The organism is Streptomyces sp. NPDC014733 (assembly GCF_043083385.1).
Taxonomy (GTDB): Bacteria; Actinomycetota; Actinomycetes; order Streptomycetales; family Streptomycetaceae; genus Streptomyces.
The window spans coordinates 291,776-312,600 of the sequence record NZ_JBIBYO010000001.1; the positions used below are offsets into that span (position 1 = coordinate 291,776).

At 70.8% G+C, this 20,825-nt stretch carries 19 protein-coding genes and 1 riboswitch; of the genes, 12 read left to right on the top strand and 7 right to left on the bottom strand.

The genetic code is table 11. The features are described from left to right. Nucleotides 1–77: 77 nt before the first annotated feature. The 4 genes from ACF1BH_RS01280 to ACF1BH_RS01295 all read left to right on the top strand — a co-directional run bounded on the left by ACF1BH_RS01280 (nucleotide 78) and on the right by ACF1BH_RS01295 (nucleotide 2,685). The gene (locus ACF1BH_RS01280; protein WP_391640317.1) at nucleotides 78–338 is read left to right on the top strand and encodes a UBP-type zinc finger domain-containing protein; all 261 of its coding nucleotides are present in this window, start codon (nucleotides 78–80) and stop codon (nucleotides 336–338) included. A gap of 107 nt (nucleotides 339–445) precedes the next feature. After that, entirely contained in the window at nucleotides 446–949 is a 504-nt protein-coding gene (locus ACF1BH_RS01285) for a GNAT family N-acetyltransferase (RefSeq protein ID WP_391640318.1), read from the top strand. Between the two features lie 286 nt (nucleotides 950–1,235). Next, the gene (locus ACF1BH_RS01290) at nucleotides 1,236–1,649 is read left to right on the top strand and encodes an anti-sigma regulatory factor (RefSeq protein ID WP_143940718.1); all 414 of its coding nucleotides are present in this window, start codon (nucleotides 1,236–1,238) and stop codon (nucleotides 1,647–1,649) included. A 16-nt stretch (nucleotides 1,650–1,665) separates the two neighbouring features. Next, on the top strand, nucleotides 1,666–2,685 hold the full coding sequence (locus ACF1BH_RS01295) for an RNA polymerase sigma factor SigF (protein WP_391640319.1): 1,020 nt from the start codon (nucleotides 1,666–1,668) through the stop codon (nucleotides 2,683–2,685). Between the two features lie 69 nt (nucleotides 2,686–2,754). On the opposite strand, the gene ACF1BH_RS01300 is transcribed toward ACF1BH_RS01295, so the two are convergent. Then, nucleotides 2,755–3,213 carry a hypothetical protein gene (locus ACF1BH_RS01300; RefSeq protein WP_391640320.1) on the bottom strand — a complete coding sequence of 153 codons (459 nt, stop codon included), beginning with the start codon at nucleotides 3,211–3,213 and terminating at the stop codon, nucleotides 2,755–2,757. 142 nt (nucleotides 3,214–3,355) lie between these two features. Here ACF1BH_RS01300 and ACF1BH_RS01305 point away from each other — a divergent pair, with 142 nt between their 5' ends. Beyond that, entirely contained in the window at nucleotides 3,356–4,339 is a 984-nt protein-coding gene (locus ACF1BH_RS01305; protein ID WP_391640321.1) for a diacylglycerol/lipid kinase family protein, read from the top strand. A gap of 320 nt (nucleotides 4,340–4,659) precedes the next feature. Then, complete coding sequence (locus ACF1BH_RS01310; protein ID WP_003983230.1) at nucleotides 4,660–4,917, top strand: WhiB family transcriptional regulator; 258 nt, start codon at nucleotides 4,660–4,662, stop codon at nucleotides 4,915–4,917. 156 nt (nucleotides 4,918–5,073) lie between these two features. On the opposite strand, the gene ACF1BH_RS01315 is transcribed toward ACF1BH_RS01310, so the two are convergent. Next, entirely contained in the window at nucleotides 5,074–6,543 is a 1,470-nt protein-coding gene (locus ACF1BH_RS01315; RefSeq protein WP_391640981.1) for a sensor histidine kinase, read from the bottom strand. 883 nt (nucleotides 6,544–7,426) lie between these two features. Here ACF1BH_RS01315 and nagB point away from each other — a divergent pair. Continuing rightward, nucleotides 7,427–8,209 carry a glucosamine-6-phosphate deaminase gene (gene nagB / locus ACF1BH_RS01320; protein WP_391640322.1) on the top strand — a complete coding sequence of 261 codons (783 nt, stop codon included), beginning with the start codon at nucleotides 7,427–7,429 and terminating at the stop codon, nucleotides 8,207–8,209. Nucleotides 8,210–8,285: 76 nt separating this feature from the next. Here the strand turns inward: nagB and ACF1BH_RS01325 are convergent, their stop codons facing one another. The 4 genes from ACF1BH_RS01325 to ACF1BH_RS01340 form a co-directional block, all read right to left on the bottom strand. Continuing rightward, nucleotides 8,286–9,851: a glycoside hydrolase family 3 protein gene (locus ACF1BH_RS01325; protein ID WP_391640323.1), complete on the bottom strand. Its 1,566-nt coding sequence runs from the start codon at nucleotides 9,849–9,851 to the stop codon at nucleotides 8,286–8,288. 10 nt (nucleotides 9,852–9,861) lie between these two features. Further along, on the bottom strand, nucleotides 9,862–10,692 hold the full coding sequence (locus tag ACF1BH_RS01330; RefSeq protein WP_391640324.1) for a carbohydrate ABC transporter permease: 831 nt from the start codon (nucleotides 10,690–10,692) through the stop codon (nucleotides 9,862–9,864). Further along, a complete protein-coding gene (locus tag ACF1BH_RS01335; RefSeq protein ID WP_391640325.1) occupies nucleotides 10,689–11,678 on the bottom strand; it encodes a carbohydrate ABC transporter permease in 990 nt (329 codons plus the stop codon). The genes ACF1BH_RS01330 and ACF1BH_RS01335 overlap by 4 nt, the downstream gene beginning before the upstream one ends. Nucleotides 11,679–11,817: 139 nt before the next feature. Next, nucleotides 11,818–13,086, bottom strand: coding sequence for an extracellular solute-binding protein (locus ACF1BH_RS01340; protein WP_391640326.1), 1,269 nt, complete (start codon nucleotides 13,084–13,086; stop codon nucleotides 11,818–11,820). Between the two features lie 242 nt (nucleotides 13,087–13,328). On the opposite strand from ACF1BH_RS01340, the gene ACF1BH_RS01345 reads away from it, so the two are divergent. From ACF1BH_RS01345 to mctP, 3 genes are all read left to right on the top strand, one after another. Next, a complete protein-coding gene (locus ACF1BH_RS01345; protein ID WP_391640327.1) occupies nucleotides 13,329–14,090 on the top strand; it encodes a GntR family transcriptional regulator in 762 nt (253 codons plus the stop codon). A 165-nt stretch (nucleotides 14,091–14,255) separates the two neighbouring features. Continuing rightward, on the top strand, nucleotides 14,256–14,516 hold the full coding sequence (locus ACF1BH_RS01350; RefSeq protein WP_391640328.1) for a DUF3311 domain-containing protein: 261 nt from the start codon (nucleotides 14,256–14,258) through the stop codon (nucleotides 14,514–14,516). Then, nucleotides 14,513–16,180: a monocarboxylate uptake permease MctP gene (gene mctP, locus ACF1BH_RS01355; protein WP_391640329.1), complete on the top strand. Its 1,668-nt coding sequence runs from the start codon at nucleotides 14,513–14,515 to the stop codon at nucleotides 16,178–16,180. Before ACF1BH_RS01350 ends, mctP begins: the two co-directional genes overlap by 4 nt. 80 nt (nucleotides 16,181–16,260) lie before the next feature. Here mctP and ACF1BH_RS01360 read toward each other — a convergent pair whose 3' ends face one another. Then, nucleotides 16,261–16,848: a Uma2 family endonuclease gene (locus ACF1BH_RS01360; protein ID WP_391640330.1), complete on the bottom strand. Its 588-nt coding sequence runs from the start codon at nucleotides 16,846–16,848 to the stop codon at nucleotides 16,261–16,263. 158 nt (nucleotides 16,849–17,006) lie between these two features. Continuing rightward, a riboswitch (cobalamin riboswitch) is annotated at nucleotides 17,007–17,114 on the top strand. A gap of 182 nt (nucleotides 17,115–17,296) precedes the next feature. Here ACF1BH_RS01360 and ACF1BH_RS01365 point away from each other — a divergent pair. Beyond that, nucleotides 17,297–19,717: a ribonucleoside-diphosphate reductase subunit alpha gene (locus ACF1BH_RS01365; RefSeq protein ID WP_391640331.1), complete on the top strand. Its 2,421-nt coding sequence runs from the start codon at nucleotides 17,297–17,299 to the stop codon at nucleotides 19,715–19,717. Then, nucleotides 19,717–20,784 (top strand): ribonucleotide-diphosphate reductase subunit beta, encoded by a 1,068-nt coding sequence (locus ACF1BH_RS01370; RefSeq protein ID WP_391640332.1) that lies wholly within the window; start codon nucleotides 19,717–19,719, stop codon nucleotides 20,782–20,784. The genes ACF1BH_RS01365 and ACF1BH_RS01370 overlap by 1 nt, the downstream gene beginning before the upstream one ends. Nucleotides 20,785–20,825 lie beyond the last annotated feature (41 nt).

Consider the following 20,825-nt stretch of genomic DNA (forward strand, 5'->3'; position numbering starts at 1 on the left):
CCTCCGGCGCGGCCCGGGTGCGGCACCGCCCGACCACGACCTGGGGCCGGCGGCCCGCGGGTCGTAACCTGGCCATCATGAGCGAGTGTGTGCACGTCCGTGATCTGCCACGCGCCGAACCCGCCCCGCTGAGCGACACCTGCCCGGAGTGCCTGGAGGTGGGCAGCCACCCCGTCCAGCTGCGGCTCTGCCTGGTCTGCGGCCATGTCGGCTGCTGCGACTCCTCGCCGTTCCGGCACGCCACGGCGCACTTCGAGGAGACCGGCCACCCGGTGATGCGCTCCTTCGAGCCGGGCGAGTCCTGGCGGTGGTGCTTCGCCGATCAGCTCCTGGTGTGAGGGCGGGGGCCGGCCCCGGGGCGGCCTGCGGTGCCCCGCCCGCGCGCCCGGCCGCCGTCCCCCGGCCTCCCTGCGGGCCTGTCACCGGCGCGGTTTAGCCTGGCGGCATGATCCGCGAAGCAGCCGTTGCCGACGTCCCCGCCATCCTGGCCATGATCCGCGAACTCGCCGAGTACGAACGCGCCCTGGAGTCGGCGCAGGCGACGGAGGCACAGCTCACCGAGGCGCTCTTCGGACCGCAGCCCGCCGCCTTCGCGCTGATGGCCGAGGAGGACGGCGAGCCGGTGGGCTTTGCCCTGTGGTTCCGCAACTTCTCGACGTGGACGGGCACGCACGGTGTCTATCTGGAGGACCTCTATGTCCGCCCCGCGGCGCGCGGCGGAGGCCACGGCAAGGCGCTGCTGGCGGCGCTCGCGGAGATCTGTGTGGCCCGCGGCTACGAGCGTTTCGAGTGGTCCGTCCTGGATTGGAATGAACCGTCCATCGGCTTTTACCGGTCGATCGGCGCGCAGCCCATGGACGGATGGACGGTCTTCCGGCTCACTGGAAAGGAACTGCACGCCCTCGCGGACACCACGCGGGTCAACGGAGCGTCACCGTCGAGGATTTGACGCCCCCACCCCCTAGCCACTGTGCGTACCCGTGTGTTTACAATCAGTGACGACAGCGGTTCCGGGAGCCCCCGGATCCGTTCGCATTCCGGACGACGGCCGTGCTCCGTCCGGGCGACACCGGCCCGCGGATCGCGGTAGCGTCACAGCCGAACCCTGTGCTGCGCCGCGCCACCGCCGCTCCCCTCGGGAGCGACCGGCGGGACGCCCGGAGCGGCGCAGTGGCCACGCACATCAGCTCAACACGTATCAGCTCAATCCAGCTTGTGCCACCTTGGAGGTGAGGGTGTCCCAGATCGCAGGCGAGCCCGGGACCCAGGACTTCGTGGAAGTCCGGCTGCCCGCTGCGGGTGCCTACCTTTCCGTGCTGCGTACGGCCACTGCCGGACTCGCAGCCCGCTTGGACTTCACCCTCGACGAGATCGAGGACCTGCGCATCGCGGTGGACGAGGCGTGCGCGATCCTGCTCCAGCAGGCCGTCCCCGGCTCCGTGCTGAGCTGCGTCTTCCGTCTCATCGACGACGCGCTGCAGGTGACCGTCTCCGCGCCGACCACCGACGGCCGCGCACCCGAGCGCGACACCTTCGCCTGGACGGTGCTCTCCGCGCTGGCCGGCAAGGTCGACTCCGCCGTCGCCGAGGACCGTACGGTCACCATCAGCCTCTACAAGGAGCGCGGCGCCGGTCCCGGACCGTCATGACCGAACAGGGGGCCCCGTGAAAGATCTCGAACGCGGCGCGGGGATCGCGCCGGGTGCGACCATCCCGGACCAGCAGGCCCGGCCGCACCCGACGGGCGCGGACGACCCCGGCGGCCGGCCGGACGCAGCGGAGCAGGCAGAGCGGGCGGACCACATGGACGACAGCGAGCAGCAGGGCGAGCGGGCGCAGCACACGCCGCGCCCGTCCCAGGAGACCCCGGAGGAGCCCCAGGGCGCTCCGGAGCCCCCGCACGCCCACGAACCGGCGCACGCCCACGACCCGCACGACCGCAGCGGTGCGCGGGCGATGTTCCACGAGCTGCGGAAGCTCCCCGACGGCTCCCCGGAGCGCGCGGAGCTGCGCAACACCCTGGTGCAGATGCATCTCCCGCTCGTCGAGCACCTGGCCCGCAGGTTCCGCAACCGCGGCGAGCCCCTGGACGACCTCACCCAGGTCGCGACCATCGGCCTGATCAAGTCGGTCGACCGCTTCGACCCGGACCGCGGCGTGGAGTTCTCCACGTACGCGACGCCCACCGTCGTCGGCGAGATCAAGCGGCACTTCCGGGACAAGGGCTGGGCGGTCCGGGTGCCGCGCCGCCTCCAGGAGCTGCGGCTGTCACTGACGACGGCGACCGCCGAGCTGTCCCAGCGGCACGGCCGGGCACCGACCGTCCACGAGCTGGCGGAGCATCTGTCGCTCTCCGAGGAGGAGGTCCTGGAGGGCCTGGAGTCTGCGAACGCGTACTCCACCCTCTCCCTCGACGTCCCGGACACCGACGACGAGTCCCCCGCGGTGGCCGACACGCTCGGCGCGGAGGACGAGGCGCTGGAGGGCGTGGAGTACCGCGAGTCGCTCAAGCCGCTGCTGGAGGATCTGCCGCCGCGCGAGAAGAAGATCCTGCTGCTGCGGTTCTTCGGCAACATGACCCAGTCGCAGATCGCCCAGGAGGTCGGCATCTCCCAGATGCACGTCTCCCGGCTGCTGGCCCGCACCCTGGCCCAGCTGCGCGACCGGCTCCTCGTCGAGGAGTGAGCCGCCGGCCGTGACACGGCCGAAGGGGCGGGATCCGCGTGGATCCCGCCCCTTCGCCGTTCCCGTCCGCTACTCCCGCGGCCCGATGCCGAGCGCCACGGTGGCCGTCGGATTGACCAGCAGCCCGAGGGCGACGAACGCGGCGACCGCCAGCGCGACGCCCGCCGCGATCAGCGCGCCGCCGGCGCTGATCAGCGTCCAGGCGACGGGCAGCGCCACGATCTGGGTGATCATCGAGGGGCCGCGGCTCCAGCGGCGCAGCAGCCACAGCCCGCGCGCGGCGGCCAGCGGCAGCACCGCCAGCGCGAGCACGGTCACGGCGCCCGTCACGGCCTGCTGCGGACTGTCCGGCGAGCCGGTGACGCCCTCGATCAGCAGGGAGATGCCGAGGGCCGCCAGCGCGACGCCCTCGACGGCGGTGAGCACCGCGGCGGCGCTCAGCCGGGCCGGGCGCGGTCCGGGCTGCTCGGGGGCCGCGGGCGCGGCGGCGGCCTGGCGTGCGGACTTCTTCTGCTGCTTACTGCTCACCCCAGCAGGGTAGCGCCGCCCCGCCGCCCACCGGCCGCCCCCGGCCCGGCACCCGGCGCCGGCACCGCGGCCCGGCGCCCGGGACGCCGTCCGGGGAGGTGCGTCGCGGGGCCGGTACCAGCAGGTAGGTACGCTGGCGGTCATGCGCGCGCTTCTCGTGGTCAATCCCGCTGCCACCACCACCAGTGCCCGCACCCGTGACGTTCTGGCCCATGCGCTCGCCAGCGATCTCGATCTGACGGTCGCCGAGACGCAGTACCGCGGCCACGCCCGCGACCTCGCCCGGCAGGCCGCCGAGGACGGCCGGACCGAGCTGGTGGTGGCGCTCGGCGGCGACGGCACGGTCAACGAGGTCGTCAACGGTCTGCTGACGCACGGCCCCGACCCGGAGTCCCACCCCCGCCTCGCCGTGGTGCCCGGCGGCTCCACCAACGTCTTCGCCCGCGCGCTCGGCCTGCCGAACGACGTCGTGGAGGCGACCGGCGCCCTGCTGGACGCGCTCCGGGACGGCAGCGAGCGCACGGTCGGCCTGGGGCACGCGGCGGGCACCCGCGGCAGCGAGGACGAGGGCGTCCCGGGGCGCTGGTTCACCTTCTGCGCCGGCTTCGGCTTCGACGCCGGCGTGGTCGGCCGTGTCGAACAGCAGCGCGAGCGCGGCAAGCGTTCGACGCACAGCCTCTACGTCCGTCAGGTCGTCCGGCAGTTCCTGGGCGACCAGAACCGCCGGGAGGGCACCATCACCCTGGAGCGCCCGGCCCCGGAGGGCGGCGCACCGGAGGTCACCGAGGGCCTGGTGATGTCGATAATCTGCAACACCTCCCCCTGGAGCTACCTGGGCAATCGCCCGCTCTACCCGCTCCCGGACGCCTCGTTCGACACCGCGCTGGACGTCTTCGCGCTGAGCCGCCTCTCCCCCGCCGCCGTGACGCGTTACGCGACCCAGTTGCTGACCTCGACCCCCGAGCGCGGACCCCACGGCAAGCACGCACTGTCACTTCACGACCTGACGGCCTTCACCTTGCATTCACAGGCGCCACTGCCCTTTCAGATGGACGGAGACCACCTCGGACTGCGTACGAGTGTGACGTTCACAGGCGTACGCCGTGCACTGCGTGTGATTGTGTGAGCAGTAGAGCCTAAAGTCCTTTCACTCGAACGTTTAGGCTGACTTCCACCCCCTAGAAGTACGGCTGTGACCTAGGCGACACCAAGGAATCAAAAAAAAGTTTCCGGTAGGGGTTGTATCCGTCGCCGAGGTTTGCGAGTCTCTTCATGGCGATCGGGACGGCCGCTTCACCGGCCCCCTTGAGAGCCCGAATCCCCTCCTCATTCCACAGGACCGCACCAGTTTGTCGACTGGCATTCGGCCCTTCCCCTGCGGAGGGATTCGTGAAAGCGTTCACATTCACAAGCAACGTTCCCGTTATACGAGGAGATGGAGCAGCCATGGACTGGCGTCACCGCGCCGTTTGCCGCGAAGAAGACCCCGAGCTCTTCTTCCCCATCGGCAACACCGGTCCTGCGCTCCTGCAGATCGAGGAAGCCAAGGCCGTCTGCCGCCGCTGCCCCGTCATGGAGCAGTGCCTGCAGTGGGCGCTCGAGTCCGGCCAGGACTCCGGCGTCTGGGGTGGTCTGAGTGAGGACGAGCGCCGCGCGATGAAGCGCCGTGCAGCTCGCAACCGGGCGCGCAACGCCAGCGCCTGACACAGACTCCCCGTGGCCCCCGAGCCGCAGCGCGCAGTACCCCCGATGCGCAGAAGAACGTGAGCTTTGAGCCCCGGACCACCCGATGGTCCGGGGCTCACTGCTGTGCGGGCCACCGCCGCGCCACTCCCCCGGTGACCGCGGCGCCCGCCCGGCTCAGTTCTTCTCGGGCCGGACCGGTACGTCGAGGAGCACCCGTGTGCCGCCCTCGGCGCCGCGCACCATGTCGAACGCGCCGCCCAACTCCCCTTCCACCAGGGTCCGTACGATCTGGAGCCCGAGGTTGCCGGCGCTGTGCGGGTCGAAGCCCTCGGGCAGACCGCGGCCGTTGTCCTGGACGGTGACCAGCAGCCGTGGTTCCGTACGGCTGCCGCCGCGCACCGCGCCCACCTCGACCGCACCCTGCTCCCCCTCGTCGAAGGCGTGCTCCAGGGCGTTCTGCAGGATCTCGGTCAGCACCATCGACAGCGGGGTGGCGACCTCGGCGTCGAGGATGCCGAAGCGGCCGGTGCGGCGGGTGGTGACCTTGCCGGGGGAGATCTCGGCGACCATCGCGAGGACCCGGTCGGCGATCTCGTCGAACTGGACGCGTTCGTCGAGGTTCTGCGACAGCGTCTCGTGGACGATGGCGATCGAGCCGACCCGGCGCACCGCTTCGTCCAGCGCCTCGCGGCCCTTGGCGGAGTCCATCCGGCGGGACTGGAGGCGCAGCAGCGCGGCGACGGTCTGGAGGTTGTTCTTCACCCGGTGGTGGATCTCCCGGATGGTGGCGTCCTTGGTGATCAATTCCCGTTCGCGGCGGCGGAGTTCGGTGACGTCGCGCAGCAGCACCAGGGAGCCACTGTGGGTGCCCTTGGGCTTGAGCGGGATCGCCCGGAGCTGGATCACCCCTTCCTCGCCCTCCACCTCGAACTCCCTCGGCGCCCAGCCGCTGGCCAGCTTGACCAGCGCCTCGTCGACCGGGCCGCGGGCGGGTGCCAGTTCGGCGGTGGTGCGGCCGAGGTGGTGGCCGACCAGGTCGGCGGCGAGGCCGAGGCGGTGGTAGGCGGAGAGCGCGTTGGGGCTGGCGTACTGGACGACGCCGTCCGCGTCGAGCCTGATCAGGCCGTCGCCGGCGCGCGGTGAGGCGTCCATGTCGACCTGCTGGGCCGGGAACGGAAACGTTCCGGCGGCGATCATCTGGGCGAGGTCGGAGGCGCTCTGGAGGTAGGTCAGCTCCAGGCGGCTGGGGGTGCGGACGGTGAGGAGATTGGTGTTGCGGGCGATCACGCCCAGCACCCGGCCCTCGCGGCGCACCGGGATGGACTCGACGCGGACCGGCACCTCCTCGCGCCACTCCGGGTCGCCCTCGCGGACGATCCGGCCCTCGTCCAGCGCGGAGTCCAGCATCGGGCGGCGGCCCCGGGGAACGAGGTGGCCGACCATGTCGTCCTGGTAGGAGGTGGGCCCGGTGTTCGGCCGCATCTGGGCCACCGACACATAGCGGGTGCCGTCGAGGGTGGGCACCCAGAGCACCAGGTCGGCGAAGGACAGATCGGACAGCAGCTGCCATTCCGAGACGAGCAGGTGCAGCCACTCGAGGTCGGAGTCGCTCAGAGCGGTGTGCTGGCGTACGAGATCGTTCATGGAGGGCACGCCAGCGAGCCTACCGGCGTACGGTGTCCCTGTTCTTCCCGTGTTCTCCGTACGGAGGGCTTCCCGTGGGGCGGCCGTCCCGTACCCGGCACGGTGCGGATCTTTTGCCCTGCATGGGCATGGACAGATCAGAATGGTCTAGTCCACAATGTTTTCTGCTACAGACTTCCGCTCTCCCCGCACAGGAGGGCGGATCGAGACCGGCGCGTTCTCTGCCCTGACTACGCGGCGGTCTCCGATCGACCGGTTCCCCGGCGGGCGCCACCCCTACCGCACTCGGGGTGCCCGACCGCCCGACGGAACCGGCCGATGTAGCTCCGGGCTGCGGTGCCGGACAGGTTGAGGGTCCTGTCCCGGCGCCGCGGCCCGCGGGTGTTTCCGGGCCCGTACACACCGGGGAGCCGGGTCGGGGCGGATCTTGTGTTGACGGCCCGTTGAGGGCCCGTTGATTCCGCGCGCCCATGCTGGAAGCACGTCACCAACCGACCTCCCCACCCGGTCGCCCGCCTGCTTCCCCCCGGGCGGCCGCGGGTGCGTCGCCGGGCCGACCCGTTCCCCGTCGGGCAGGATCCGGCGGCGCACCCCTTTTCCGGGTCCGCGCATTCTCCGCGCCCTTTTTCCGGCACCGCCGCCGCCCTCCCCCATTTCCCCTTCGCCGTAAGGGAATTACGGAATTCCGCACACCCGGGACCGAACGGCGGACGAACGGAGTGTGGAAGATTCGGCACGGAGAGTGGAAATGCACGGGCGGGCGGGGAATTCGGTGCCGATTCCGGGCGGGAAGACGGCTTCCGGGAGCCGGGTCCGGAGGTGCCCGCTCTGATAGATTGGTCTATACCACCAGACTCCCATTCTTCAGAACGGCAGGCCACGCGTGGAAGTTGTCATCGTTCCGGACGCCCCCGCAGGCGGCAGGCTCATCGCCGACGCCGTCGCCGCCCTGGTGCGCCGCAAGCCCGACGCGCTGCTCGGCGTCGCCACCGGCTCGACCCCGCTGCCCATCTACGAAGCGCTCGCCGCGCAGGTCGCGTCCGGCGCGGTGGACGCCTCGCGGGTCCGCGTCTGCCAGCTCGACGAGTACGTCGGGCTGCCCGCCGGGCACCCCGAGTCGTACCGTTCGGTGGTGCTGCGCCAGGTCGTCGAGCCGCTCGGGATCGACAAGGGGTCCTTCCTGGGGCCCGACGGTGCCGCCGAGGACATCCCGGCGGCCTGTGCGGCGTACGACGAGGCGCTGCGGGCGGCCGGCGGGGTGGACCTCCAGATCCTCGGGATCGGCACGGACGGTCACATCGGTTTCAACGAACCGTGCTCCTCGCTCGCGTCGCGCACCCGTATCAAGACGCTGACGCAGCAGACCCGTGAGGACAACGCGCGGTTCTTCGACAGCCTCGACGAGGTGCCGCACCACGTCATCACGCAGGGCATCGGCACGATCCTGGAGGCCCGGCACCTCGTGCTGCTGGCGACCGGTACGGGCAAGGCGCGGGCCGTGGCGCAGGCGGTCGAGGGCCCGGTCGCCGCGGTGGTGCCGGCCTCGGCGCTCCAGCTGCACCCGCACGCCACGGTCGTCGTCGACGAGGCCGCCGCGTCGGAGCTGAAGCTCGCGGACTACTTCCGGGCGACGTACGCGGCCAAGCCGGAGTGGCAGGGCCTGTAAAGAGCGGGAAACCGGCGACGGCCGGGGCGCTCCCCCCACGCGGGAGCGCCCCGGCCGCCGGTCTGCGGGGGCGGGGTCAGCCGTCGGCCGCCGCGCCCGTCAGCGCCTCGGCGGCGGCGCGGGCACAGACCCGGGCGGCACCGTGGGTGGCGAGGTGGAGCGCGCCGCACGGCTCCGCCTGCGGGACGCCCATCTCGACGACGACGGTGTCGGGGCGGGCCGCCACCAGCGCGGTGAGCGCCGCCGCCATCCAGGGGTGGCGGTGCGCATCGCGGACCACGGCGACGACACGGCGCCGCCCGGCCTCGGTGAGCACCGCGGCGACCAGCCGGTCGGTGCCCTCGGCGGTGGCCCGCTCGGCGCCGTACGTGGTCGTGGTGGTGCCGGGCAGCAGCCGGGTCAGTTCGGCGGCGACGCCCCAGGGGGTCTCGTCGCCGACGGCGATGTTGGCGACGGGCGTGAACCCGGCGACATGGACCGGTGCGGTGAGCGGGGTGAACGGCTCCCGGGCGGTGCGGCGCAGCGCGCGGCGGGCGGCGCGCAGCCCGGGTGCGGGTGCGGCCCCCTCCACCGCGCCCGCACCCGGAGCCGGTGCGGCCGACGCCGCCGCGCCGCGGGCCCACTCCGCCAGCGCGCGGACCCGGGCCGCGGCGTCCGCCAGCCGTTCCTCCGGCAGGTCACCGTCGTGGACCGCCCGGATCAGGGCGTCGCGCAGCCGGTCCACGGTGGCCTCGTCGGAGAGTCCGCCGCCCACGCAGAGCGCGTCGGCGCCGGCGGCGAGGGCCAGGACGCTGCCGCGTTCGATGCCGTAGGTGGCGGAGATGGCGCGCATCTCGATGCCGTCGGTGACGATCAGGCCGTCGAAGCCGAGGCCGCCCTCGGACACGGGGGCGCGCAGCAGTCCGTGGAGGGCGGCCGGGCTGAGGGTGGCGGGGCGTTCCGGGTCCAGGGCCGGCAGCAGGATGTGGGCGCTCATGACGGCGCGGGTGCCCGCGGCGACGGCAGCGCGGAACGGCACCAGCTCCCGCTCCCGCAGCGTCGCGAGGTCCACGCCGACGCGCGGCATGTCGTGGTGGGAGTCGACGGCGGTGTCGCCGTGGCCGGGGAAGTGCTTGGTGCAGGCGGCGACCCCGGCGGACTGGAGGCCCTCGACGTAGGCGGCGGTGTGCCGGGCGACCGGCGCCGGGGTGTCGCCGAAGGAGCGGACGCCGATGACCGGGTTGCCCGGGTCGGAGTTGACGTCCGCGCAGGGCGCCCAGTTGAGGTTGATACCGCAGGCGGCGAGGCGGGTGCCCAGGTCGCGGGCGACGGCGCGGGTGAGTTCCGGGTCGTCGACGGCGCCGAGCGCGAGGTTGCCCGGGTAGGAGGAGCCGGTGCGGACCTCCAGGCGGGTGACGTCGCCGCCCTCCTCGTCCACGGCGACCAGCACATCACCGCGTACGGCGCGCAGCTGTGCGGTGAGGGCGGCGAGTTGGTCCGGGTTCTCGACGTTGCGGCCGAAGACGGCGACGGCGGCGAGGCCCTCGTCGAGGCGGCGCAGCACCCAGTCGGGGGCGGTGGTCCCGCGGAAGCCGGGTTGGAGGACGGCGAGCGCGTCGCGGGTGAGGGCGTCGGTGGCCGGGCGGGTTCGGGTGGTGCTCATGGGGTCCGGGTCATCCCTTCACGGCGCCGGAGGTGAGACCGCCGACGGCCTTGCGCTGGAGGAAGAGGAAGAGGACCAGGATCGGTACGGCGAAGATCGACGCGGCGGCCATGGTGGCGCCCCAGTCGTCGCCGAACTGGCTCTGGAACTGCGACAGCCACAGCGGCAGGGTCCCCTTGGCCGGTTCCTTGTTGAGCACGAGGACGAGCGGGAACTCGTTCCAGGCGGTGATGAAGCCGAAGAGCGAGGTGGCCATCAGACCGGGGGCCAGCAGCGGGAAGACGACCTTGGTGAACGCCTGGCGGCGCGAGCAGCCGTCGACCATCGCGGACTCCTCCAGCTCCTTGGGCACGGCGGCGACGTAGCCGCGGAGCGTCAGGAGGGTGAAGGGCAGCACCATCAGCATGTAGAAGGCGGTCAGCGGGACGAGGCTGTTCAGCATGTCGGCATCGCGGACGATCATGTAGATCGAGATGACCATGACCTCCCAGGGCGCCATCTGCGCGACCATGAAGACCAGCAGCGTCGCCTTGCGGCCCTTGAACCGCATCCGGGTCAGCGCGAAGGCGCCGCAGAGCGCGATGAGCAGCGACAGGCCGACGGCGACGGCGGTGACGAGGACGGAGTTGCCCGCGAGCGTCCAGAAGTCGGGGGCGCCCACCGCGGTCGCGAAGTGCTGGAAGGTGCCGTGCAGCGGGAACCACACGGGGACGTCGCTGATGATGTCGCCGGTCGGCTTGAACGCCGTGTTGAACATCCAGTAGACGGGGAAGACGAAGCCGATGGCGAGGACGATCGCCGTCGCGTTGGGCCAGATCCGGCCGGCGAGCGAGCGCTTCACAGCTCGTCCTCCTCTTGCTTGAGCGTCAGACGCAGGTAGTAGGCGGTCACGGCGAGCAGCACGGCGATGGTGAGCAGGGAGATCGCGGCGCCCATGCCGAAGTGCTGGTTGCCGACGCCCTCGGTGAACGCGTAGATCGGCAGGGTCTCGGTGAGCCGGTCCGGGCCGCCCTTGTTGATGGCGAAGATCTGCGGGAACGCCTTGAAGACCCAGATGACCTCCAGGAACGTCGTGGCGAAGAAGAACGGCTTGAGGAAGGGGAAGGTCACGGTGGTGAAGACCTTCCAGGTCCCGGCGCCGTCCATCCGGGCCGCCTCGTACAGCTCCTTGGGGATGGTCGTGGTCGCGGCGTAGAGGTTGAGCGCCACGAACGGCAGGGACTGCCAGACGATCAGCAGGGTGATGACGAAGAAGGTGGAGAGCTGGGTGCCGACCCAGTCGTAGTGGGCCATGGAGTGCCAGCCGAGCTGGTCCAGGACCCAGTTGACGACGCCGTAGCGGGAGTCGAAGAGCCACTGGAAGACGGTGGTGGCGGCGATGACCGGCATCGCCCAGGCCAGCACCAGCGCGACGGAGAGCGTCAGGCGCATCTTCTTGCCGAGGCGGGCGAGGAGCAGTCCGAGGAGGACGCCCAGCACCATGATCAGGACGACGTTGACGGCGGTGAAGACGAGGGTGCGGAGGGTGACCCGCCAGAAGTCCTCGCTGCCCAGGATCTCCTGGAAGTTGCCGGTGCCGTTCCAGACCGTGAGGTGCTGGATCAGCTCCTTCATGTTCAGGGTCTGGAAGGAGAGCAGGATGTTGCGGACCATCGGCCAGCCGAGGAAGACGGCGGTGGCCAGCAGCGCGGGGAGCAGCAGCAGATAGGGCGTGGCTCTGCCGGTACGGGTCCGCCGGGTGCCGGTGGCACGGCCGGACGGCGGCGCACCGCCTTTGCCGATGCGCGGCGCCCTCTTGTCCACCGCGTCGTCGAGCTGCACTGCCATGGCCGTTCGCTCCCCTTCGTACCGATGTCGCGCGCGTTGCGGTGCCTCCGTACGGGCCGGGCGGCCGGGCCGTACGCAGGCCGGGTCCGCGAAGGGGCGCCCCCGGGAATCGGGCGGCGCCCCTTCGGCGGCCGGTGCCCTACTGCTGGGCGAGCCGCTTGTTGATCTCCGGCTCGACGGCCTTGGCGGCGTCGTCGGCGGTCTTACCGCTCAGCACGGCGGTCATGTAGTTCTTGATCGGGTTCGGGACGTTCTCGACGGCCGCCCACTCCGGGATGAGCGGGGTGGTGCCGCCGGACTTCGCGGCCGCGGGGGCCGCCGCCTCGGCCGCCGGGTTGCCCTTCGTGGCGCTCGCCAGGTCGGGGGACTTGGGGCTCCAGCCGACCTCCTTGACCATCTGCGCGTCGTTCTTCTTCGACAGCGCGATCTTGAGGAACTCCTTGGCGAGCTCCTGCTTGGTGCTGCCGCCGGCGACCGCGAAGTTGGAGCCGCCCAGGAAGACGCCCTCGGGCTTGTCGGCGGTCTCACCGGGGATGGTGAAGAAGCCGATGTCGTTCTTGATGTCCGGGTTGGCCTTGACGGCGGTGGCCGCCTCGTAGCCCATGGCGATGATGGCGCCGGTCTTGCCCTTGGCGAAGACCTCGGCCTGCTGCGGCGTCGCCTCGTCCTTGTTCTTGGGGGCGTCGCTGAAGGACTGGTAGGTCTTGTAGATGTCCATCGCCTTGGCGACCTTGGGGTCGGCGAGGTTGGAGACCCACTTGCCGCCGCTCTTCTTGACGAGGTCCGCGCCGGTGCCGATGGTCAGGCCGTCGAAGAAGTACCAGTTCTGGCCGGGCAGGTAGAGCGGTTCGGCGTCGGTCTTCTTCTTGATGGTGTCGAACGCCTTGAACAGCTCGGTGCGCGTCTTCGGCAGGTCCTTGATCCCGGCCTGGGCCCAGATCTTCTTGTTGTACATCACGACGCGGTTGCCGGCGTACCACGGGAGCGCATACTGCTTCCCGTCGGCCATCGCCGCCTTGTTGAAGGAGTCGCTCCAGTCGGCGCCGATCTCCTTCTTGAGGTCACCGAGGTCGAGCAGGGCGCCGGCCTTGGCGTAGGCGGCGGTCTGGGTGTTGCCGATCTCGACGACGTCGGGCGGGCTGTCCTCGGACAGGGCGGTGGTCAGCTTCTGCTGGATGCCGTCCCACTGCTGGACCTTGAAGTCGACGGTGGCGCCGGTCTTCTTCTCGAATTCCTTGGAGACCTGGGCCGTCCACTGTGACGGGTTGGACCCCGACATCACCCACACGGTCAGCTTCTGGCCCTTGAAGCCGTCCGCGCCGTTACCACTGCCGTCGCTGGACCCACAGGCAGCGACACTCATCAGCATTCCCGCGACCGCGGTCGCTGCTATGAGTCCACGCTTCATTGCGCTCTCCCCTAGAGGCCGGGTGTGGTCTTTAATGGTTTAGACCAGTGCCCCGCAGCTTGGCCTAGACCTTTTGGGGTGTCAAGGGTGTATAAGAGTCGCTGTCGGCTCCGTTACCGGACCGACATCTGCCGGGTGCGGGCCCGCGGAAGGGCCCGGCGACCACGCCCGTGCCACGATGTGAGGTGCAAGGTACGGAGGTGCCGGTGACGGCAGCACGACAGAGGGCGGAAAGGCGGGTCATGCAGACCGACGGGGGCAGCGCGGAGAACGGCACGACGGCCACACGCAGCGCCCGCGTACCCAAGTATTACCGTCTCAAAAGGCACTTGCTGGAGATCACCGAAACCCTCCCGCCGGGCACCCCGGTGCCGCCGGAGCGGGCGCTGGCCGCGGAGTTCGACACCTCCCGCACCACGGTCCGCCAGGCCCTCCAGGAACTGGTGGTCGAGGGGCGGCTGGAGCGCATCCAGGGCAAGGGCACCTTCGTCGCCAAGCCGAAGGTCTCCCAGGCGCTGCAACTGACGTCGTACACCGAGGACATGCGCGCCCAGGGACTGGAGCCCGCCTCGCAGCTGCTGGACATCGGGTACGTCACCGCCGACGACCGGCTGGCCGGGCTGCTGGACATCGCCGCCGGCGGCCGGGTGCTGCGCATCGAGCGGCTGCGGCTGGCCAGCGGCGAGCCGATGGCCATCGAGATCACCCATCTGTCCGCCAAGCGCTTCCCGGCGCTGCGCCGCAACCTCGTCAAGTACACCTCGCTCTACACCGCATTGGCCGAGGTGTACGACGTGCGGCCGGCCGAGGCGGAGGAGACCATCGAGACCTCTCTGGCCACCCCGCGCGAGGCCGGGCTGCTGGGCGCGGACGTCGGCCTGCCGATGCTGATGCTCTCCCGCCATTCGCGCGATGCGCAGGGCCGTCCGGTGGAGTGGGTCCGCTCGGTCTACCGCGGTGACCGGTACAAGTTCGTTGCCCGGCTGAGCCGTCCGGTGGAGTGACACCCCGGCGTGGCACACCGGCGCACGGCGGCCTCCCGCACGCCCCCAAGGGGTGTGCGGGTGGCCGCCGTTGCCGTACCGATATGCGGACACCTAGTGACGGCTGACGCGGCCCTGCCATAGATTTCCAGCCCATCGCAGGAGATCGCCAGGGACGGAGCGGCCATGCCGGAGCACGACGGAACACCCCCATCCAGACAGGTCGTCACACCGACGCGTGTGGTGGCCGGACTCTGCCTGATCGCCCCGTTCGTGGCGATGCTCTGGGTGGGCTCGTACGCGAAGATCGAGCCGACCCTCATCGGCATCCCGTTCTTCTACTGGTACCAGATGCTGTGGGTGCTGATCTCCACGGTGCTGACGATGATCGCGTACAAGCTGGTCCAGCGGGAGAACCGCGTCCGTAAGGGCGGTGCGGCCAAGTGACGCTCCGCTCCTCGGCGCTCGCCGCCTCCGGCACCGACGGCGTCAACGGCGTCGCCCTGGCCGTCTTCGTCTTCTTCTTCGTCGCCGTCACCGTCATGGGCTTCCTCGCGGCGCGCTGGCGCAAGGCCGAGCAGTCGGCCAACCTCGACGAATGGGGGCTGGGCGGCCGCAGCTTCGGCACCTGGGTGACGTGGTTCCTGCTCGGCGGCGACCTCTACACCGCGTACACCTTCGTGGCCGTCCCCGCGGCGATCTACGCGGCGGGCGCGTCCGGCTTCTTCGCGGTGCCGTACACGATCCTCGTGTACCCGCTGATCTTCACCTTCCTGCCCCGCCTGTGGTCCGTCTCGCACAAGCACGGCTACGTCACCACCTCCGACTTCGTGCGCGGACGGTTCGGCTCGAAGGGCCTGTCCCTGGCCGTCGCGCTGACCGGCATCCTGGCGACGATGCCGTACATCGCCCTGCAACTCGTCGGCATCCAGGCGGTCCTGGACGTGATGGGGGTCGGCGGCGGCGAGAACACCAACTGGTTCGTCAAGGACCTGCCGCTGCTGATCGCGTTCGCGGTGCTCGCCGCGTACACCTACTCCTCGGGGCTGCGCGCCCCGGCGTTGATCGCGTTCGTCAAGGACGGGCTGATCTACCTGGTCATCGCCGTCGCGATCGTCTACATCCCGATCAAGCTCGGCGGGTTCGACGCGATCTTTGACGAGGCGGGCAAGGCGTTCGCCGCACCGGGCCCGACCGGCAAACCCCGCGGCGAGCTGGCCAGCGGCCCCAACAGCCAGTGGGCGTACGCCACATTGGCGCTGGGCTCGGCGCTCGCGCTGTTCATGTACCCGCACTCGATCACCGCGACGCTCTCCTCCCGCAGCCGCAACGTGATCCGCCGCAACACCACGATCCTGCCGCTGTACTCGCTGATGCTGGGCTTCCTCGCGCTGCTCGGCTTCATGGCGATCAAGGCGGGCACGGAGACCCACGGCAACGCCCAACTCGCCATCCCGCAGCTCTTCGAGGACATGTTCCCGAGCTGGTTCTCCGGTGTGGCGTTCGCGGCCATCGGCATCGGCGCGCTGGTGCCCGCCGCGATCATGTCCATCGCCGCGGCGAACCTCTTCACCCGCAACGTCTACAAGGACTTCCTCAGGCCCGGCGCCACGCCCGAGCAGGAGCACAAGGTCGCCAAGCTGGTGTCGCTGCTGGTGAAGGTCGGCGCGCTGGTCTTCGTCCTCACCATGGACAAGACCGTGGCGATCAACTTCCAGCTGCTGGGCGGCATCTGGATCCTGCAGACCATGCCGGCGCTGGTCGGCGGCCTGTTCACCCGCTGGTTCCACCGCTGGGCGCTGCTGGCCGGCTGGGCGGTCGGCATGGTCTACGGCACGCTCGCCGCCTACGGCGTGGCGAGCCCGACGCAGGCGCACTTCGGCGGCTCCAGCGCGGAGATCCCCGGCATCGGCCAGATCGGCTACATCGGCCTGACCGCGTTCGTGCTGAACGTCGTGGTGACGGTCGTCCTCACCGTCGTCCTGCGCGCCCTGAAGGCCCCCGAGGGCACCGACGAGACCCGCCCCGGCGACTACACCGCGGATGTCGGCGACGAGGGCGTCACACCGGATCTGCCGCCCGCCACGGCGGACGTCCCGGCGGGGCGCTGACCTCCGGACACGCACCTTCCGCCACAGGCCGCCGCATCCCTTGAGAGGTGCGGCGGCCTGGTGCCGGGGGCGAGGCCGGGTCAGCTCACCCAGTTCTTGAGGGGCTCGGTCTCCAGCGTGATGTTCACCGGGTCCGGCAGCTGGAGCGACTTGCCGAACGGGACGGTGTGGACGTCCTCGTACCGGGTACCGTCCGGCTCGCTGAAGAGGGTCACCTCGCAGGTTTCCCGGTCGATCAGCAGGTAGAGCGGAATGCCTGTCTCGGCGTAGGCCCGGGGCTTCTCCACCCGGTCACGGCGGTCGGTGTCGGAGTCGTGGGAGGTGACTTCGACGACCATCAACAGCGGCTCGGGGTCCACCCATTCACCCTGTCCTCCGATGACTCCACTCGGAGCGAGGGTTCCGTCCGGCCGAGCCCGGCCACGCCGGTAAGACTGCACCTTGATGCCCTGGTCCGGGTAGAGCCACAGCTCAGGGCGCGACTGCATGCAGATGCGGGTCAGCCACTCAATGATGAGACCGTGGTCCCCGTCCGGCATCGGCTTGCTCCAGATCTTCCCGTCGATGAGCTCCAAACGCGCACCTTGCTCCAGGCGGGCGAGTATCCGGGCAACCTCTTCGAAGTGCTCGGTGAGCATGATGTGCGGCCGGTCGGCGAGCGCGGTCATGAGAGCCTCCTCCTTCTGATTTCGCAGAGCGGGGACTGTGCTGCCGACGATATCCGAGACCACCGACTACCTCCGCCCGTCCGCCACACCGCACTAGATATGGGGGTGCACACGAGACCCCACCACCACATGTATGCTCATCCTCGCTGTCGCCGCAGGGGAATCCGGTGTGAGTCCGGAACTGTCCCGCAACGGTGTACGAGAGCGCAGATATCCCATGATGTCGACCGGCCCGGCCGGTGCGCGCCCCCGTGAGTCCGAAGACCTGCCGATGGTACGTCCGCGCCGCCTGGCCCGGACGTCGAGATGTCCGGGCCCCGAGGGATGGGCCGGTGGACGCCGCGCGGGCCGCCGCGCGCCCGCGCGCCCCGTGCCGCCGGGCGCCGCCGCCCGCCACCGCGTCCGTCGCGCCTCCCTCCGGTCCCCGCCGAGTGAGGGAGAGCACCACGTGACCACCGCGCCACCGCAGTCCGCGACCGACGCCGAGGCCGCAGCGCTGGAGACGGCCACGTCCCCCGACCCCGGCCAGGACCCGCCCGGCACCGCCCTGCTGCGCACCCTGACCGAGCTGACCGCGGACCTGACCGCCACCGACCCGGGCAAGATCGCCGCCGCCGCGCTCCGCGGCCGCCACCCCGGCTCCGACGAGGCCGGGCTGCGGGGGCTGGCGATCGACGCCGCCGCCGGTCTGATCGGCGACGAGCCGCAGTACTCCAAGCTCGCCGCCCGGCTGCTCACCCTCGCCATCGCCGAGGAAGCCGCGGGCGAGGGCGCCGTCTCGTTCTCCGCCTCCGTCGCCACCGGGCACCGCGAGGGCCTGATCGCCGACGCCACCGCCGCGTTCGTCGCCACCCACGCCGAGGCGCTGGACGCCCTCGTCACCCGGGCGCTGGCCGACGGCGCCGACGACCGGTTCGGCTACTTCGGGCTGCGCACCGTGCACTCCCGCTACCTGCTGCGCCACCCCACCACCCGGCAGGTCATCGAGACCCCGCAGCACTTCCTGCTCCGGGTCGCCTGCGGGCTGGCCGAGGACGACTCGGCGCGGGCGCTGGCCGACGTCGCCGAGCTGTACCGGCTGACCAGCTCGCTGTCGTACCTGCCCTCCTCCCCCACCCTCTTCAACTCCGGCACCCGCCACCCGCAGATGTCGTCCTGCTACCTGCTGGACTCGCCGCTGGACGAGCTGGACTCGATCTACGACCGCTACCACCAGGTCGCCCGGCTCTCCAAGCACGCCGGCGGCATCGGCCTGTCGTACTCCCGTATCCGGGCCCGCGGTTCGCTGATCCGCGGCACCAACGGGCACTCCAACGGCATCGTGCCGTTCCTTCGGACGCTGGACGCCTCCGTCGCCGCGGTCAACCAGGGTGGCCGGCGCAAGGGCGCCGCCTGCGTCTACCTGGAGACCTGGCACGCGGACATCGAGGAGTTCCTGGAGCTGCGCGACAACACCGGCGAGGAGGCGCGGCGTACCCACAACCTGAACATCGCGCACTGGATCCCCGACGAGTTCATGCGCCGCGTCGAGGCGGACGCCGACTGGTCGCTGTTCTCCCCCTCGGACGCGCCGGAGCTGGTCGACCTGTGGGGCGACGCGTTCGACGCCGCGTACCGGAAGGCGGAGGCCGAGGGCCGCGCGGCGAAGCAGGTCCCGGCGCGGGTGCTGTACTCCCGGATGATGCGGACGCTGGCGCAGACCGGCAACGGCTGGATGACCTTCAAGGACCACGCCAACCGCACCGCCAACCAGACCGCCGAGCCCGGCAAGGTCGTCCACTCCTCCAACCTCTGCACGGAGATCCTGGAGGTCACCGACGACGGCGAGACCGCGGTCTGCAACCTCGGCTCCGTCAACCTCGCGGCCCACCTCGGCGACACCGCCGCCGGCTGGGAGGACGCGATGGACTGGGAGCGGCTGGACGCCACCGTCCGCACCGCCGTCACCTTCCTCGACCGCGTGGTGGACATCAACTTCTACCCGACCGAGCAGGCGGCGGCCTCCAACTCCCGCTGGCGCCCGGTGGGTCTGGGCCTGATGGGCCTCCAGGACGTCTTCTTCCGGCTGCGGCTGCCGTTCGACTCGCCCGAGGCGCGCGCGCTGTCCACCCGGATCTCCGAGCGGATCATGCTCGCCGCGTACGAGGCGTCCGCGGACCTCGCCGAGCGGCACGGCCCGCACCAGGCGTGGTCGGCCACCCGTACCGCCCGCGGCGTGCTCCACCCCGACCACTACCCGGACGCCGAGCCGCGGTGGGCGGACCGCTGGGCCGCGCTCCGCGCCCGCGTCGCCGCGACCGGTATGCGCAACTCGCTGCTGCTGGCGATCGCCCCGACCGCGACGATCGCCTCCATCGCGGGCGTCTACGAGTGCATCGAGCCGCAGGTCTCCAACCTCTTCAAGCGCGAGACCCTCTCGGGCGAGTTCCTCCAGGTCAACGCGTACCTGATCGAGGAGCTGAAGGCGCTGGGGCTGTGGGACGCCCGCACCCGGGACGCGCTGCGCGACGCCAACGGCTCGGTCCAGGACGTCCCGTGGATCCCCGAGGAGATCCGGGCGCTGTACCGCACCGCCTGGGAGATCCCGCAGCGTTCGCTGATCGACATGGCCGCGGCCCGTACGCCGTACCTCGACCAGAGCCAGTCGCTGAACCTCTTCATGGCGTCGCCGACCATCGGCAAGCTCAGCTCGATGTACGCCTACGCCTGGAAGCGCGGCATCAAGACCACGTACTACCTGCGCTCGCGTCCCGCGACCCGGATCGCGCAGTCCGCCCGCGCGGCCGTCCCCGCGCAGCTGCCGCAGGCCGACCCCGAAGCGGTCGCCTGCTCCCTGGAAAACCCCGAGTCCTGCGAGGCCTGCCAGTAATGCCCGACACCGCCCCCTCCGCCCCCGAAACGAACGCCGCAGCCGCCCACACCGCCACCACCGGCACGAAGAACCTCCTCGACCCGGGCTTCGAGCTGACCCTGCGGCCCATGCGGTACCCGGACTTCTACGACCGCTACCGCGACGCGATCAAGAACACCTGGACCGTCGAGGAGGTCGACCTCCACTCGGACGTCGCCGACCTCGCCAAGCTCTCCCCGGGTGAGCAGCACCTCATCGGCCGTCTGGTGGCGTTCTTCGCCACCGGCGACTCGATCGTCGCCAACAACCTGGTGCTGACGCTCTACAAGCACATCAACTCCCCCGAGGCGCGGCTCTACCTGAGCCGGCAGCTCTTCGAGGAGGCCGTGCACGTCCAGTTCTATCTGACGCTGCTCGACACCTACCTGCCCGACCCGGACGACCGCGCCGCCGCGTTCGCCGCCGTCGAGAACATCCCGTCCATCCGGGAGAAGGCGGAGTTCTGTTTCCGGTGGATGGACTCCGTCGAGTCCATCGACCGCCTGGAGACCAAGGCCGACCGCCGCCGCTTCCTCCTCAACCTCATCTGCTTCGCCGCCTGCATCGAGGGCCTGTTCTTCTACGGCGCGTTCGCGTACGTGTACTGGTTCCGCTCCCGTGGCCTGCTGCACGGCCTGGCGACCGGCACCAACTGGGTGTTCCGCGACGAGACGATGCACATGGACTTCGCGTTCTCGGTCGTCGACACCGTCCGCGCCGAGGAGCCGGACCTCTTCGACGCGGAGCTGGAACAGCAGGTCACCGCGATGCTGAAGGAGGCCGTCGAGGCGGAGCTGCAGTTCGCGCACGACCTGTGCGGTGAGGGCCTGCCGGGCATGAACACCGCGTCGATGCGCGAGTACCTGCAGTGCGTCGCCGACCAGCGCCTCCAGCGGCTGGGCTTCGCGCCGGTCTTCGGCTCGGAGAACCCGTTCTCCTTCATGGAGCTGCAGAACGTCCAGGAGCTGACGAACTTCTTCGAGCGCCGGGCGTCGGCCTACCAGGTCGCCGTCGAGGGTTCGGTCTCGTTCGACGACGACTTCTAGGCCCTACGGCTTCCGGGACCCGTACGACGAGCGGCCCGTGG

Bases quoted from the DNA above. Each gene is read 5' to 3' on its own strand.
- ACF1BH_RS01370 (WP_391640332.1), top strand. From the start codon at position 19,717: ATGCCCGACACCGCCCCCTCCGCCCCCGAAACGAACGCCGCAGCCGCC.
- ACF1BH_RS01280 (WP_391640317.1), top strand. From the start codon at position 78: ATGAGCGAGTGTGTGCACGTCCGTGATCTGCCACGCGCCGAACCCGCC.
- ACF1BH_RS01335 (WP_391640325.1), bottom strand. From the start codon at position 11,678: ATGGCAGTGCAGCTCGACGACGCGGTGGACAAGAGGGCGCCGCGCATC.
- ACF1BH_RS01340 (WP_391640326.1), bottom strand. From the start codon at position 13,086: ATGAAGCGTGGACTCATAGCAGCGACCGCGGTCGCGGGAATGCTGATG.
- ACF1BH_RS01325 (WP_391640323.1), bottom strand. From the start codon at position 9,851: ATGAGCACCACCCGAACCCGCCCGGCCACCGACGCCCTCACCCGCGAC.
- ACF1BH_RS01285 (WP_391640318.1), top strand. From the start codon at position 446: ATGATCCGCGAAGCAGCCGTTGCCGACGTCCCCGCCATCCTGGCCATG.
- ACF1BH_RS01345 (WP_391640327.1), top strand. From the start codon at position 13,329: ATGCAGACCGACGGGGGCAGCGCGGAGAACGGCACGACGGCCACACGC.
- ACF1BH_RS01305 (WP_391640321.1), top strand. From the start codon at position 3,356: ATGCGCGCGCTTCTCGTGGTCAATCCCGCTGCCACCACCACCAGTGCC.
- ACF1BH_RS01315 (WP_391640981.1), bottom strand. From the start codon at position 6,543: ATGAACGATCTCGTACGCCAGCACACCGCTCTGAGCGACTCCGACCTC.
- ACF1BH_RS01310 (WP_003983230.1), top strand. From the start codon at position 4,660: ATGGACTGGCGTCACCGCGCCGTTTGCCGCGAAGAAGACCCCGAGCTC.
- ACF1BH_RS01350 (WP_391640328.1), top strand. From the start codon at position 14,256: ATGCCGGAGCACGACGGAACACCCCCATCCAGACAGGTCGTCACACCG.
- ACF1BH_RS01360 (WP_391640330.1), bottom strand. From the start codon at position 16,848: ATGACCGCGCTCGCCGACCGGCCGCACATCATGCTCACCGAGCACTTC.